This window comes from Anoxybacillus suryakundensis, from assembly GCF_001418025.1.
GTDB lineage: Bacteria > Bacillota > Bacilli > Bacillales > Anoxybacillaceae > Anoxybacillus > Anoxybacillus tengchongensis.
The window spans coordinates 37,644-52,970 of sequence record NZ_LIOK01000001.1; the positions used below are offsets into that span (position 1 = coordinate 37,644).

General features: G+C 41.5%; 16 protein-coding genes, 1 tRNA gene and 1 other annotated feature (1 of these 18 cut by a window edge). Of the genes, 1 reads left to right on the forward strand and 16 read right to left on the reverse strand.

Going from position 1 to position 15,327, the window contains the following annotated elements:
• Positions 1–186, reverse strand: a binding site (T-box leader) (it extends 72 nt beyond the left edge of the window).
• A gap of 12 nt (positions 187–198) precedes the next feature.
• The 12 genes from ilvE to ASC42_RS00220 form a co-directional block, all read right to left on the reverse strand.
• Positions 199–1,101, reverse strand: coding sequence for a branched-chain-amino-acid transaminase (gene ilvE, locus ASC42_RS00165; protein ID WP_055440020.1), 903 nt, complete (start codon positions 1,099–1,101; stop codon positions 199–201).
• A gap of 377 nt (positions 1,102–1,478) precedes the next feature.
• Positions 1,479–1,552 (reverse strand) — tRNA-Arg (locus ASC42_RS00170).
• Between the two features lie 80 nt (positions 1,553–1,632).
• On the reverse strand, positions 1,633–2,145 hold the full coding sequence (locus ASC42_RS00175) for a metallophosphoesterase family protein (RefSeq protein WP_055440021.1): 513 nt from the start codon (positions 2,143–2,145) through the stop codon (positions 1,633–1,635).
• Positions 2,142–2,753 carry an XTP/dITP diphosphatase gene (locus ASC42_RS00180; RefSeq protein ID WP_055440022.1) on the reverse strand — a complete coding sequence of 204 codons (612 nt, stop codon included), beginning with the start codon at positions 2,751–2,753 and terminating at the stop codon, positions 2,142–2,144. Before ASC42_RS00180 ends, ASC42_RS00175 begins: the two co-directional genes overlap by 4 nt.
• Positions 2,750–3,517: a ribonuclease PH gene (gene rph / locus ASC42_RS00185; protein ID WP_055440023.1), complete on the reverse strand. Its 768-nt coding sequence runs from the start codon at positions 3,515–3,517 to the stop codon at positions 2,750–2,752. Before rph ends, ASC42_RS00180 begins: the two co-directional genes overlap by 4 nt.
• A 93-nt stretch (positions 3,518–3,610) precedes the next feature.
• Positions 3,611–4,657, reverse strand: coding sequence for a GerMN domain-containing protein (locus ASC42_RS00190; protein WP_055440024.1), 1,047 nt, complete (start codon positions 4,655–4,657; stop codon positions 3,611–3,613).
• 90 nt (positions 4,658–4,747) lie between these two features.
• Positions 4,748–5,545, reverse strand: a complete 798-nt coding sequence (racE, locus tag ASC42_RS00195; RefSeq protein WP_055440025.1) for a glutamate racemase — start codon at positions 5,543–5,545, stop codon at positions 4,748–4,750.
• A 109-nt stretch (positions 5,546–5,654) separates the two neighbouring features.
• A complete protein-coding gene (locus tag ASC42_RS00200; protein ID WP_183241385.1) occupies positions 5,655–5,870 on the reverse strand; it encodes a helix-turn-helix domain-containing protein in 216 nt (71 codons plus the stop codon).
• Between the two features lie 80 nt (positions 5,871–5,950).
• Positions 5,951–6,400, reverse strand: a complete 450-nt coding sequence (locus tag ASC42_RS00205) for an acyl-CoA thioesterase (RefSeq protein WP_055440027.1) — start codon at positions 6,398–6,400, stop codon at positions 5,951–5,953.
• An 87-nt stretch (positions 6,401–6,487) separates the two neighbouring features.
• Entirely contained in the window at positions 6,488–7,249 is a 762-nt protein-coding gene (gene sdhB / locus ASC42_RS00210) for a succinate dehydrogenase iron-sulfur subunit (RefSeq protein WP_009361787.1), read from the reverse strand.
• Entirely contained in the window at positions 7,246–9,006 is a 1,761-nt protein-coding gene (gene sdhA, locus ASC42_RS00215) for a succinate dehydrogenase flavoprotein subunit (RefSeq protein WP_004889163.1), read from the reverse strand. Before sdhA ends, sdhB begins: the two co-directional genes overlap by 4 nt.
• A gap of 23 nt (positions 9,007–9,029) precedes the next feature.
• On the reverse strand, positions 9,030–9,638 hold the full coding sequence (locus tag ASC42_RS00220; protein WP_055440028.1) for a succinate dehydrogenase cytochrome b558 subunit: 609 nt from the start codon (positions 9,636–9,638) through the stop codon (positions 9,030–9,032).
• Positions 9,639–9,923: 285 nt separating this feature from the next.
• On the opposite strand from ASC42_RS00220, the gene ASC42_RS00225 reads away from it, so the two are divergent.
• Positions 9,924–10,355, forward strand: a complete 432-nt coding sequence (locus ASC42_RS00225) for a YslB family protein (RefSeq protein ID WP_055440029.1) — start codon at positions 9,924–9,926, stop codon at positions 10,353–10,355.
• Between the two features lie 10 nt (positions 10,356–10,365).
• On the opposite strand, the gene uvrC is transcribed toward ASC42_RS00225, so the two are convergent.
• Genes uvrC through ASC42_RS00245 form a run of 4 tightly spaced genes read right to left on the reverse strand, consistent with a single transcriptional unit; the run spans position 10,366 to position 15,276 of the window.
• Positions 10,366–12,147: an excinuclease ABC subunit UvrC gene (gene uvrC, locus ASC42_RS00230; RefSeq protein ID WP_055440030.1), complete on the reverse strand. Its 1,782-nt coding sequence runs from the start codon at positions 12,145–12,147 to the stop codon at positions 10,366–10,368.
• Positions 12,140–13,540 carry a hypothetical protein gene (locus tag ASC42_RS00235; RefSeq protein WP_055440031.1) on the reverse strand — a complete coding sequence of 467 codons (1,401 nt, stop codon included), beginning with the start codon at positions 13,538–13,540 and terminating at the stop codon, positions 12,140–12,142. The genes uvrC and ASC42_RS00235 overlap by 8 nt, the downstream gene beginning before the upstream one ends.
• 47 nt (positions 13,541–13,587) lie before the next feature.
• The gene (locus ASC42_RS00240; protein WP_055440032.1) at positions 13,588–14,511 is read right to left on the reverse strand and encodes an FTR1 family iron permease; all 924 of its coding nucleotides are present in this window, start codon (positions 14,509–14,511) and stop codon (positions 13,588–13,590) included.
• A gap of 18 nt (positions 14,512–14,529) precedes the next feature.
• Positions 14,530–15,276: a hypothetical protein gene (locus ASC42_RS00245; protein ID WP_055440033.1), complete on the reverse strand. Its 747-nt coding sequence runs from the start codon at positions 15,274–15,276 to the stop codon at positions 14,530–14,532.
• Positions 15,277–15,327: the final 51 nt, after the last annotated feature.

Consider the following 15,327-nt stretch of genomic DNA (forward strand, 5'->3'; position numbering starts at 1 on the left):
GCAACTATCGTCGCAACGCTCGTTTTAATAACGAGTGACGTGCACCCGTCCGTCCCTACTGGATTGTATCGTTCAGGACGGCACTCCGAGGGGAGTTCACGAACGGAGACATCACCGGCTCCCAGCTACCCCGGCTCTCTGTAGATGTCTAACCCGTTCGCTACTTATCCTCTTCAACGCTTTTTCTTTATTCGTTTGTTATCCAGCATTAACATTTTGTGTAGCATATACTTTTACGCCTTCAGAAACAACTCGTTTGCGAAACTGTTCTAACAATCGTTTCGTATGTTCACCAGGCACACCGTCACCGATCACTCGACCGTCGACTTTGACGACGGCAATGACTTCTGCTGCAGTTCCTGTTAAAAACACCTCATCTGCTGTGTACACATCGTGACGAGTAAACGGCTCTTCTTTGACGACATAGCCGAGGTCTTTGGCGATGTCGATGATCGCATCGCGCGTAATACCTTCAAGAGCCCCGACATATCCTGGTGGTGTATATAACACGCCATTTTTGACGATAAATACGTTATCTGCTGATCCCTCAGCGACATAACCTTGGTCGTTGAGCATAAGCGCTTCGCTGACGTTTGCTAAATGCGCCTCAATTCGCACTAATACGTTGTTTAAGTAGTTTAACGATTTTACTTTCGGGCTTAATACATCTGGACGATTTCGTCTTGTCGCTACAGTGATCACTTCAATGCCCGTTTCATACAAATGTTTTGGGAAGATTGCTAACGGTTCAACAATAACAACAACTTGTGGCTTTGGGCATTTGTATGGATCGAGCCCAAGATCGCCAACCCCTCGTGACACAACGACGCGAATGTATGCATCCTCAAAGCCGTTTTTTTGTACCGTTTGAACGATAATATTTGTTAATTCTTCTTTTGTGTACGGAATGTTTAATAAAATCGATTTCGCTGAATTGTATAAACGGTCAATATGCTCTTTCATGCGAAACACGTTGCCGCTATACACGCGAATGCCTTCAAACACTCCATCCCCATAAAGAAAACCGTGATCATATACAGAGATTTTTGCATTTTCTTTTGTAACAAATTCATCGTTTAGAAAAATCCACTGTTCACTCAATGTTTTTCCCCTCTTCCCCTGTTCGCCGTCCCTTGCTTCTTCTGTTGATTGCGACTTTTGTTAGATTTATTTGAAAATTATCATACGCCCATTTACCAAAACAGTCAATACTATTTCATTGAATTTTTTGATTATTTAGATTAGTTTAAACGTTATGTATCCGCTTACATAATTGATATATCAAGGAAAAGAAAATATGTAAAAATTTTTGAACATTTTTTGACCAAAGAAAATCCCCTTGCTTATGCAAGAGGTTTGTTAGCGTGTGTATACGCTGATGTTTATTCGATGAAGCGAAATCAGACGTGCTCTATCCAGCTGAGCAATATCGAGTAAGCAAAATAAAAATCCCCTTGCCCAAGCAAGGGGATCTTTAGCGTCCCAGGAGAGATTCGAACTCCCGACCGACGGCTTAGAAGGCCGTTGCTCTATCCAGCTGAGCTACTGGGACATATTATCGTGGTTTGGACAATTGTTATTGTAATGATGTTTATAAAAAAAGTCAATAGGGGCATTAGAATTTTCTTGCCCCTATTGTGTTGTGTATGTCGTTGTTAAATCATGAAGCAGTTGGCCGTCGATATTGTAAAAATGTACGGTTGTATTTTTTTCATCTATGTGGAGCATGGCGTATGTTTTTTCACGGCGCATGCGCGGCAAATAAATGCTCCCCGGGTTGATGAAAAGGACGTCATCGATTTGTTCACATCCTGCAATATGTGAGTGACCGAAGCAGACGATGCCAGCTCCGACTTCTTTCGCTTTATAATATACGTTCATAAGCGTCATTTTGACGTTATATAAATGACCGTGTGTAACGAAAAAGCGAACGCCTTTGATTTCTTCAACAAGATCAGTTGGGAAACGACGCTCGTAGTCACAGTTTCCTCGCACAACAAGCATGCCTTGCAAAGCTGCATGGTCGCTTGTTAACTCGGAGTCACCACAATGAATCATTGCATCGACATGTTGTTTATGGCGTGAGACGATCGTTTGTAATTCGTTTGTCAGTCCGTGGCTATCGCTTAAAATTAATACGTTCACGACTCATTCCCCTTTTCAAACAGCTTGTCCCATATATGTAAAAGATGTTGTAATGCCTTTGCGCGATGGCTGATTTCGTTTTTCTCCTCTTTTGTTAATTGAGCCATCGTTCGTTGTTTTTCAGGAACAAAAAAAATCGGATCGTATCCAAAACCATTTTCCCCTATTGTTTTTTCTGTTATATATCCTTCACATACGCCATCTACTGTTGTCACATCTCCGTTTGGTTTGGCAATAGCGAGCGTACAATGAAAACGGGCCGTCCGTTGTTCAAAAGGTACGCCTTGCAGCTTGACAAGCACTTTTTCAATGTTTGCTTGATCGTTTTTTCCTTCGCCGGCGTAACGAGCCGAGTATACGCCCGGCTCGCCGTCTAACGCATCAACGATTAATCCAGAATCATCTGCAATAACCGTTTCATGAAGCATATTGGCGATCGTCGTTGCTTTTAATATAGCATTTTCAGCAAACGTTGTTCCTGTTTCTTCAACATCTGGTATGTCATTATAGTCAAGAAGGGAGAGAACTTCGATTCCTTTTTTTGTAAGCAACTGCTGAAACTCCGCTACTTTCCCTTTGTTTTTTGTCGCAATGATCATTCGCTTCACTTCGTCTTCTCCCCTTCCGAACGATGTTGCATAATCTGTTCAGCGATCGGGCCAAGCGCTTCTTTTTGAAGGATAATAAGCTCATGAATGCCTTTTTCAGCAACCGTTAATAAATCGAGCAATTGCTCATAAGAGAACGTCGCTTCTTCCCCTGTTCCTTGAATTTCAACAAAGCGCCCCGATCCTGTCATGACAATATTCATATCGACATGTGCTTTTGAATCTTCAACGTAATTTAAATCTAAAATAATGCCATGCTCTTCATCGATTCCGACAGATGTAGCAGCTAAAAAATCTGTAATCGGAAGTGCCGACAATTTCTTTTCTTCAACCATTTTTCCGAGCGCCAATGCCATGGCAACAAACGCCCCTGTAATGGATGCTGTACGCGTTCCACCATCCGCTTGAATCACATCGCAATCAATCCAAATTGTCTTTTCCCCTAATTTTTGCAAATCAACAACAGAACGGAGTACACGACCAATTAATCGTTGAATTTCCATCGTTCGTCCTGACAACTTCCCTTTACTTGCTTCGCGAATATTTCGTTGCTCTGTCGCACGAGGAATCATCGCATATTCTGCGGTAATCCACCCTTTTCCACCTCCACGCATAAACGGTGGAACTTTGTCTTCGATGCTTGCTGTACAAATGACTTTCGTATCGCCAATCGAAATAAGTACAGACCCCTCCGGATGTTTTAAATAGTTCGGCTCAATATGTACAGGACGAAGTTCGTCATTTGTTCTACCATCTACTCTCACACAAAATCCTCCTCAATATATGTTCACGAAATGAGAGGCAGGAGCACTGCCTCTCGACGATGAATCTTTATATAGTATAGCAAAAAATTGGTTTCAAAAACTACCTGTGTTCACATTTTGCGGTCTTGTGACAGGTTCTGATAGCGGTTTTCCACTTTCATCGACCAATTCTGCCTTTCCGTTGACTGTAATGGCGATGCTCTCTACCCCTGGCTGTTCTGTTAAAGATAAAACTAAACAATTGAGTACATGCGTAGATACGACATTTTTCTCCACACTACCGTAAATCGCTTCGTTAAAGTTTAACGTCACTTTTCCATCTTCATATTTTGGCGCTTCTAACAATTTCGCATCTGCTTGAAAATCACTTAACAACCCAGAACCGTAACTTGGTCCTTTAATAAGTTCGTTCACAACTGCAGCGAGTTCATCTTGCTCGCTATTCGGCACGCGTCTTGTTACCGGCACATAATACGTTTGTTTTCCGTCTTGTGCTAAAAAGTAGACGATGACAGGATGCGTATTCGTAATATCGACCACACCGTTCGTTTCAATGTTAATTCCGTCATCTCTGCTTAGTTCTTCGCTAATCGGTGTTCCGTTAACCGGCATGACGTTTTGATCGTGACCGTTCATACGAATTTTTACACGTTTTACATTGTCAAATTGCGTCACTGTCCATGTAATTGCTTGTAAAATACGTTTTTCATCCTCTGGACGATAATTCGCAAATTCTTTCGAAAAATCAATGACAAGCGTGCCATCTTGTTTTAAGTTAACGCTTAATACTTGTGTGTCAGCAGGAAGCACAGCCCGAAATCCGTTTGGAAGCAACTCGGAAATTGGACCGTTTTCAACTAAATATTCTAGCACTTGTTTGGCAGCTGCATTCGTTTTCGGTAAGGCAAACGTTTGTGGAACGACGAAGCCGTTTTTATCAATTAAATATAGTTCGCGTTGCACCGTTTCTGTCGCTTTTTCTTTTTCTGCTGTTTCTTTTTCTTGCACCGATTGCTCATCTCCTACATATGTTACATCTTTTGGCGGATCAATTTCTTTCGTCGCTTTTTCACCTCCAAACAACCCACATCCTGAAAGAATAAATATAAACATTGTGGCAATAACCCATACGCGACGCATGGACTCCCCTCCTCATACGGTTTGTACTACTATGTATACGAGCCGTCCAAAAAAATAGAACAAAAAATCCTTCGGCTAATGCGAAGGATTTTAAGATAATTGAATGGTTTCGACATGTTCAATGGGGTGACCGAACCATTTCGAAGCAATTTGTTGAAACGTTTCTTTCGATCCAGTAGTGAAAAATATATGCTCGCGGCGTTTAGTTCCCGTATAAAGCAGACCGCTATGATGTAAAATCGTACTCACTTCGCGTGCTGTTTCATCACCAGAACAAATGAGTTTGACATGCTCTCCCATGTATTGTTGAATCAATGGGCTTAAAAGTGGGTAATGCGTACATCCTAAAATAAGCGTATCAATCGGTCGGTCTTTTAATGGTTCAAGGGACTCAGCAACAATTTGTTTTGCTTCTTCCCCTTCAAATTGTCCACTTTCAACTAAAGGGACGAACTTTGGGCAAGCTAAACTTTCCACGATCACGTCGCTATTAATGGATTTCAATGCTTGTTCGTATGCCCCACTTTTTACCGTTCCGATCGTGCCGATGACACCGATATGATAGTTTTTTGTAATTTTTAACGCCGTGCGTGCACCCGGATGGACGACACCAATCACAGGGATGTTGAGCGTATCGCGAATTTCTTCTAAAGCGACAGCTGTGGCGGTGTTACATGCAATAACAAGCATTTTCATATCATAACCGAGCAAATAGTTCGTCATTTCCCACGTAAACTGCCGAATTTCTTCTCGTGGTCTCGGTCCGTACGGACAGCGTGCTGTATCTCCTAAGTATACAATTTGTTCTTTTGGTAACTGGCGCATAATTTCCCTTGCGACCGTTAATCCACCAACACCTGAATCAATCACTCCAATTGGTCTTTCCAATGTATTCGCCTCATTCTTTGTTGATGTATGACAAAACATTTTTCATTATAACATATATCAAATCAATAGAAAACCGGCTGCCTAAAACGAAAAGGCGAGCCGGTTCTCTCTATAGTTTAAGTTCCCCCATTCGAAGCAATTCAACAACAGCTTGTGAACGCCCCTTTACTCCAAGCTTTTGCATCGCATTCGAAATGTGGTTGCGAACTGTTTTTTCGCTAATGAATAGTTCACTAGCAATCTCTTTCGTTGTTTTGTCTTGCAGCAACAGTTCGAATACCTCTCGTTCTCTTTTTGTAAGCAGCGGCTTCTGATTCAAGTGAATAACCCTCCTTGCTTTTACCAGACCGAAACGGATGGGTATATATTTAGTCAACATATCGTATGCAAGAAGGGCGTTAACGGTTACATGTTTTCTATTAATCGCGCTCGCGCTTCTTCGTCCCATGCCACTCCTTTTCCTGTCGTTTTTGACATTTGCACCATCGTCCCACGCCCTGTAAACGCAATTGCTCCATTTTGCTTTTTTCCAACATAATGTAAATCAACAGAAGAGTTGCCGATGTGTGCAACTTTGACACCGATTTGTAGCTGTTCACCAAAATACACTTGTTGTAAAAAATCGCATTGTAAATTCGCAACGACTGGAATCGCATCATGTTCTTTTCCTAACCAGTCGTTCATAAAGCCGAGATGTTCAAAAAATGCGATGCGCGCTTCTTCAAAATATACAAAAGGTACTGTATTGTTCAAATGACCAAACATATCTGTTTCTGAAAAGCGGACACGTACCGGATGAAAAAAAGAAAAACGTTGTTCCCATTCTTTTATGTCATTAATATACGATATTTTCACTTTCCTTCTCCCCCTCTATAAAAGCGACTTATTATCATATATCATATATGAAACGTAAGGCCGACTCCTGAAGAGTCGACCTTGTTGTTACACTTCATCGCTACCGAAGAAATTGCGAAACATTTGAATAGTTGCTGCACGGTTCAATGCCGCAATCGATGTTGTAAGCGGAATGCCTTTCGGACAAGATTGCACACAGTTTTGTGAATTTCCGCAGTTCGCTAGTCCACCATCACCCATAATCGCTTCAAGGCGCTCCGCTTTATGCATCGCTCCTGTTGGATGCGCGTTAAATAAACGTACTTGCGAAAGCGGTGCTGGACCGATGAAGTTTGACTTACTATTGACGTTTGGACAAGCTTCTAAACATACACCGCACGTCATACATTTTGATAACTCATATGCCCATTGCCGTTTGCGCTCTGGCATACGCGGTCCCGGACCTAAATCATACGTTCCATCGATTGGAATCCACGCTTTTACTTTTTTCAACGAGTCAAACATGCGACTACGATCCACTTGCAAATCGCGAATAACAGGGAATGTGCGCATCGGTTCTAAACGAATCGGTTGCTCGAGCTGATCAACTAGTGCGGTACACGATTGGCGTGGTTTTCCGTTAATCACCATTGAACAAGCACCACACACTTCTTCTAAACAGTTCATTTCCCAAGCAACAGGCGTCGTTTTTTCCCCTTTTGCATTGACCGGATTGCGCCGAATTTCCATGAGCGCCGAAATAATGTTCATATTCGGACGATACGGGATGACAAACTCTTCTTCATAAGGGGCTGTATCCGGACGGTCTTGTCTTGTGACGATAATCCGAATCGTTTTATTTTCGCTCATGATTTCACTTCCCCTTTCTTTTTCGTGTAGTCACGTTTGCGCGGCTTAATAAGTGATGTATCTACTTCGCGATAATGGAACGATGGACCATCCGGTGTAAAGCTTGCCATCGTTGTTTTTAACCATTCTTCATCATTTCGCTCAGGAAACTCTGGTTTATAATGCGCTCCACGGCTTTCATTACGGTTGTAAGCACCAAGCGTAATGACACGAGCAAGTTGCAACATGTTATAAAGTTGGCGTGTAAACGATGCTCCTTGGTTGCTCCATTTCGCTGTGTCGTTAATGTTAATATTTTTATACCGTTCAAGTAATTCTTGAATTTTCTCATCTGTTTTCAATAGTTTATCGTTATAGCGAACGACTGTGACGTTATCAGTCATCCATTCACCAAGCTCTTTATGCAAGACGTATGCGTTTTCTGTACCATCCATCGCCATAATTTGCGCCCATTTCTCTTCTTCTTGTTTTAAATAGCGATCGTATAAGGAAGAAGGCATCGCATCGGCTGATTTTTCAAGCCCTTTCATATACTCAACTGCTTTTGGACCTGCTACCATTCCACCATAAATGGCGGATAATAACGAGTTTGCACCGAGACGGTTGGCACCGTGCATTGAGAAGTCACACTCACCCGCCGCAAACAATCCTTTAATATTTGTCATTTGATCGTAGTCCACCCATAATCCACCCATCGAGTAGTGAACTGCTGGGAAGATCTTCATCGGCACTTTTCTTGGGTCTTCACCCATAAATTTCTCATAAATTTCAATAATACCGCCTAACTTAATATCCAGCTCTTTCGGATCTTTATGTGACAAGTCTAAATAAACCATGTTTTCGCCGTTAATGCCGAGTTTTAAGTCTACACAAACATGGAAAATTTCACGCGTTGCAATGTCGCGTGGAACGAGATTTCCGTAAGCTGGATATTTTTCCTCTAAGAAATACCAAGGTTTCCCATCTTTATACGTCCAAACTCGTCCACCTTCTCCACGAGCTGATTCGCTCATTAAGCGAAGCTTATCGTCACCCGGGATGGCTGTCGGGTGAATTTGAATAAATTCCCCATTTGCATAATATGCCCCTTGTTGATAAACGATCGACGCTGCCGAACCTGTGTTAATGATGGAGTTTGTTGACTTACCAAAAATGATTCCTGGACCACCTGTTGCCATGATGACTGCATCAGCAGGGAATGCTTTAATTTCCATCGTTGTCAAGTTTTGCGCGACAATACCGCGACATACTTGCTCATCGTCTAAAACAGCACCCAAAAACTCCCATCCCTCATATTTTGTTACAAGACCTGCCACTTCATGACGACGCACTTGTTCATCAAGCGCATAAAGAAGCTGTTGTCCTGTTGTTGCTCCTGCATATGCTGTACGGTGATGTTGTGTTCCTCCAAAACGACGGAAGTCAAGCAAGCCCTCGGGCGTACGGTTGAACATGACGCCCATGCGATCAAGCAAATGAATAATGCCAGGGGCAGCTTCACACATTGCTTTTACCGGAGGTTGGTCAGCTAAAAAGTCCCCACCATATACTGTATCATCGAAATGCTCCCACGGAGAGTCTCCCTCCCCTTTTGTGTTGACCGCACCGTTAATGCCACCTTGTGCACAAACAGAGTGAGACCGTTTCACGGGAACTAATGAAAATAAATCTACTTTTACACCTGCTTCGGCGATTTTAATGGTTGCCATTAAACCGGCAAGACCTCCACCAACGACAATAATTTTTCCTTTACTCATGTCTCCTCACTCCTTCTTGTGGATTAAACGAATGCTAAAATCGCGCGTATACCAACGATCGAAAGCGCGACAAAAATCCCCATTGTCACGTATGTAGAAATTTGTTGTGAACGAGGAGTCACTGTAATACCCCAGCTAACGAAAAACGACCATAACCCGTTCGCAAAATGAAATACTGCAGAAACGATTCCGACAATATAAAATGCAAGCATAAACGGGTTCGCAACAATGTTCGCCATCATGTCATAGTTTACTTCTGCACCAAACGCAGCCTGAACGCGCGTTTCCCATACGTGCCAGACGACAAAAATGAGCGTAATAATCCCGGTTAAGCGTTGCAACATAAACATCCAGTTACGGAAATATCCGTAGCGACTTACATTGTTTTGTGCTGTAAACGCAATATACAGTCCGTAGATGGCATGGAACAATAACGGAAGAAAAATAACGAAAATTTCTAAAAAGTACCGAAACGGTAGCTGCTCCATAAATGCTGCCGCTTTGTTGAACGATTCTGCTCCTCTTGTTGCAAAATGGTTAACTACTAAATGCTGCGTTAAAAACAGCCCAACTGGAATGACTCCGAGCAATGAATGGAGTCGACGGTAAAAAAATTCGCGATTTTGTGCCATACATAACCCCCCTTAAATTTGTCATCTTCCTTTTTTATACGCTCCCATCCACATCTACTAGACTATGATCAACAGATGTGTAAACACTTCCATTTCCATTGATCATTGTCACATTCATTGTACTCCCAGAATGTAGGAGCGTCAAGAAAAGGTGTTCACGAAATGTTCAATCATTTCAAATTTTAAAATAACTACACTTCTAGTGAAGTCCGAAATAAGAGAAAAGTCAATACTGTTTTTCACATTGTTGTTCGCTATAATGAACAATAGAGAGGGGAATTGATCGTGAGCGGATACGAACAATGGAAACAAACGAACATTTCTGCTTTTAGCGACTTTTTATTTCGGCAAGAACTGCTACCAAATTTGTTTGGGAAAGAAACTCCATTTATTTTATATTGGGCAGGAAAAGAATTAGCGAGAAAGTACCCGCTAGCTACGCTCGATGATATCGTTGCTTTTTTTGAACAAGCTGGTTGGGGGAATTTATCGCTACTGGAGGAGAAAAAAGATCAATGCGATCTTCAATTAGATGGATCGCTTGTCGCCATGCGGTTCGATTTTGGTGGGGAGTGTACGTTTCAACTTGAAGCGGGCTTTCTTGCTCAACAGTTTGAACAGCAAAAAGGATATGTGACGGAAGCGTTTGAACAACAAAAACGACGCGCCAAAACCGTTTTGTTTACTGTCAAATGGGATCGCAAAGATGAAAGCTGACCATCATCGGTCAGCTTTCATACGTTCGGAGCGCTTCGTGAATTTTTTGGGCGACATGTTTTGGAACGTTTGCTTCTTGTAGCTGTTCAACCGTTGCTTCTTTCATTTTTTTAATCGATCCGAAATGTTGCAATAACGCTTGTTTTCTTTTTGTACCAACCCCTGGAATTTGATCAAGAATGGAGTGGAATGTAGATTTTGAACGAACTTGACGATGAAATGTAATCGCAAAACGATGCACTTCTTCTTGAATGCGCTGCAACAAATAAAATTCTTGACTGTTTTTTTCTAACGGAATGACGTTCGGTGGATCGCCAAACAATAAATGGGATGTGCGATGTTTATCATCTTTCACTAAACCAGCAACAGGAATCGACAACCCGAGTTCGCATTCCAACACTTCTTTTGCGACTTGTATTTGTCCTTTTCCGCCATCGACAATGATTAATTGAGGAAGTGGTAGACGTTCGCGCAACGCGCGCGTATATCGTCGTCGAATCACTTCCCGCATCGACTCGTAATCGTCCGCTCCTTGCACCGTTTTTATTTTATATTTACGATATTCTTTTTTTTCCGGCTTTCCATCAATAAATACGACCATGGCAGCGACAGCGTCTGCCCCTTGAATATTTGAATTGTCAAACGCCTCAATACGATGAGGAGCTTGAATCCCCATTGCTTCACCTAATCGTTCAATCGCACGAATCGTCCGTTCTTCATCACGCTCAATTAAAAAGAATTTTTCTTGTAAAGCAATTTGTGCGTTTTTACACGCTAAATCAACGAGCTCTTTCTTTTTGCCGCTTTTCGGCTGTGTGACGTTCACCTGAAGCAAATTTGTCGCCATCTCTCCATCGATGTCGCGCGGCAATACAACTTCACGTGGCTTTAAATGATACTCTTTACTGTAAAACTGCCCTAAAAACGTTAAAAACTCTTCCTCTGGTTCTTGATATAACGGAAACATCGATACGTTTCGTTCGATGAGCTTTCCTTGGCGAATAAAAAATACTTGTACGCACATCCACCCTTTATCGTACGCATATCCAAAAATGTCGCGATCAACAAAATCGTGCAAAATCATTTTTTGTTTTTCCATTAATGTTTCGATATACGCAATTTGATCCCGATATTCTTTCGCCCGCTCAAACTGTAACTGTTCCGCTGCTTCTAACATTTTTTCTGTCAATGTCTCTTTTACTTCTTTATACCCACCATTTAAAAAACGAGTAATTTGTTCAACAATTTTTTTATTTTCTTCCTCTGACACTGTATATTCGCAAGGTCCTAAACATTGTCCCATATGATAATATAAACAAACTTTTTTCGGCATTTTCTCACATTTTCTTAATGGATATAGACGATCGAGCAGTTTTTTCGTTTCGTGCGCAGCTTGGGCGTTCGGATACGGCCCAAAATATTTCCCTTTATCTTTTTTCACCGTTCGGGTGATGATAAGACGCGGATGCGTTTCTCCAGTAATTTTAATAAACGGATAGCTCTTATCATCTTTTAACATGACGTTATATTTCGGATCGTATTTTTTAATTAAATTCATTTCTAAAATAAGCGCTTCTAAATCCGAAGACGTCACAATATATTCAAAATCAGCAATTTCATTTACTAACCGAAGCGTTTTTCCGTCATGTGTACCAGTAAAATAAGAACGGACACGATTTTTTAACACTTTTGCTTTCCCAACGTAAATGACCGTCCCGTGGGCGTCTTTCATTAAATAACATCCCGGCTGATCGGGCAAAATCGCTAATTTTTCTTTTAATCGTTCATTCACGTTCTCCCTCCTCCCGCCATTCATATACGGTAATGCGTCCGTACACAGGGTCAGATAATAAACTCGATTCATACGTTCGAACGGAACGAATATACGGACGAACGTCTATACCTTGCGCTTGAAATCCTTTAATCACATGGTCGGTGACATACACTTTCGCATGTGGAAATGTCGCTTTTTCACGCTCGAAAACGTCAAATGAAAACACGCGCCCATGCGGAAACGAAACACGTAAATATTCAAGAACGCGCGTCTCTTCCCACGTAAATAAAACAAAAGGCTTTTCTTTCTGTTCAAAATCATACGCCAACTGATACGTCGCTGGCAACTGTGTCGCTTGATGCTTGATCGCTTGCGTGCCGATGACCGTTTGCGAGAGAAGCAAAACAAACGCCGCGGTAAGCCGTAGACGTGATGACGATTGAAGGGCACTGACAAACAAAAAGAATGAAACAATGACGACAATCGGCAATATATGTCTTGGCTTTTCAATATTTTGCGCAAACAATGCCCATAGAAAATATGTCAATAAAAGCAAACGATATAAAGGCGGGATCGCTATTTGTTTCCACGTCATAGCTAATAAAATAATAAAGCAACTCAGTAGCCATATCGACTGCTTGGCCATACCTGTCCAAATGATATTATAAAAAATAAGCACAATGGCTCGTTGCCAAAACGGTGCTTCATCTGTCGACACCGTTCCCCCCCATTGCGTAAAATGTCCTGTTGTAAATGAAAGAGCCAACTGCCAAAACCCTTCCCCCTCTGTTGTAGCTACTGCCATAATCCAAATAAATTGAAAAGCAACCGCTACAAAACTGTATAACAGAAGCGTTTTGAAGCGATATGCTCGCTTCCACCAAACGTATAAAATGCCAATCCCAAAAGGAATATACGATAAACGAATGCCGAGCATGACGCTAAATAACCATAACGGCAGCAACTGCATATCAATACGATCCGAGTGAAGCGCACGTTGTAAACTCCATACATACCACCATAAAACAGCGAGTGCACTTCCTTCCGACATCGGTTGCGAAACGATCAGCATGACATAACTAAGCGATTGAACGAGTGCAGTAACAACCCACGCGTACTTTTTTTCCACAAATGTTTTTGCAAGCAAATATATTGGAATTGAGGTGCTGATCATAAGCAAACCGTTCCAAATCGCCAGCGCCTTGGCAGGATTGGCGACAAATGAATGAATGAGCATGCCTCCAAAAATAAAGTACGGATATCCCGGAAAATGCGGCTGCATTGCAAGCAAATCATATCGCTCAAGCGCTAAAGCAAAATCTACTTCGTCCCATGTTGCAGCGAATGGACTAGCATATACGATGTATGATATATAAACAATAAGCAACAAAACAATGGAAACCATTCTCACAATCAAAACCCTCCTAAGCAAAAAAGTACAAGGCTTCCCCTTGTACTTTACATTACTTGTTGTTCAAGCACCTGCTCATTTTTTTCGCTCTTTTCTTTTTTTCCTTCTTTTGCACCATAACGTGTTTTTACGAGTAAATAAATAACAACGAAATAACCAACGTATGCTAATACTTCTTCCAAGGATGGCATCGACGAATAACCAAATAATGCTTTAAGAAAAATGCCTACGTCGCCAGAAATAATTGGTTCATGTCCTGTGTCACGTACAAAATGCTCATGGTCAATCGGATGTTCCGGCATAAACCACGTAATGTCGTATACATGCGGCATGACGCTACCAATGATTTTCAAATCTTGTAGCATCGAAACACCTTGCACAAGCAATCCGGCCGCAATCAAAATAATAAACGCACCTGTCACTTTAAAAAACGTTTTTAATGGCACGCGCATCGTTCCTTTAAAGAACATATAGCTGACAATAGCTGCAATCGTTAATCCTGTAATTGCCCCCCATCCTTGTACTGCCGCTCCGATATTTCCACCTGTAATTGCAGCAAAGAAAAAGACGGTCTCGACTCCTTCACGCAATACGACTAAAAACGAATGCATAACCATGCCCAATACGTCACCTTTGGACACGTATTTGCTCATTTTTCCTTCCATACTTCTTTTTATGTCTTTACTATGTTCCGCCATCCAAAAAACCATTTGCGTCAGTAAGATGGAAGAAATAAAAATAATGCTTACCTTTAAATACATTTCGCTCGCCATCGTTGAAAAGCCGGTTAGAACAACTTGGAATAATAAAGCGACGATCGCACTTGCAAACACGGCTAATCCTGCACCGAGCCAAACATATTTCACATACCGTGATTGATCAATGCGTTTTAAATATGATGTAATAATCCCTACAATTAATAGTGCTTCTAATGCTTCACGAAACGTAATGAGCAGCGCTTGAACTTCCAACCTACACGACCCCTTTCTTTACTTTCGTTTTCTTATCGCGTACACTACAACAGCAGCAATAACTCCCACAATTACAATGATTGGTATCCAGTTTTTCACATCAGACAAATCCGTCCATTCCGTCTTTTTCGCTGCAGCTAATCGGTCTAAATCTTCTTCTGTAAAATGACCTGTTTCAACATTCTCTAGTTCAAATTGATCTTGCAACGCTTGCAAAATGGTATGCTTACTTTCTTTAAATTGATCGATATTTGACTCTTTTTTTCCTACTCCGAACAATCCTGGATTTCCGAGCGATTGAAGAGCAACATCAAACTGTTGTTTTAATTTTTCATCGAGTTCCGCATTCTTTTGTTGCACGATTGGTGAGAGTGCTTTATATGTAGCAAATGCTTTTGCCAATAAACGTTTGCTCGTATCGTAGTTGTCGAAGTTTTTCTCTACGTTTTCTAAACGGCGCGCCACGTTAAGCACAAGCACTTTTTGCATCGCGGAAACGATCGTATCTGCATCTTTCTGCTCAATTGCCTCTAAAATGATGGCAGACGGTTCCGGACCCATATGCATATCAATTTCTTTTTGCACCGTTTCGTAAATGGCTTTCACTTCATCGAACTTTTTCTCTCGCGCTTTCGCTACCATTTCTTTATACGCTTCCGCAACCGCTTCTTCGTTCGGATCACCGTATGAGTAAGCGAACGAAGAAGTAGGGACTAATGTGAAAATCAATATCATTGATAAACAAAAAAATAAAAACTTTTTCAATCCGATCTCCTCCTTCGATGATAATGATAATAATTATCATGATAATTGTCA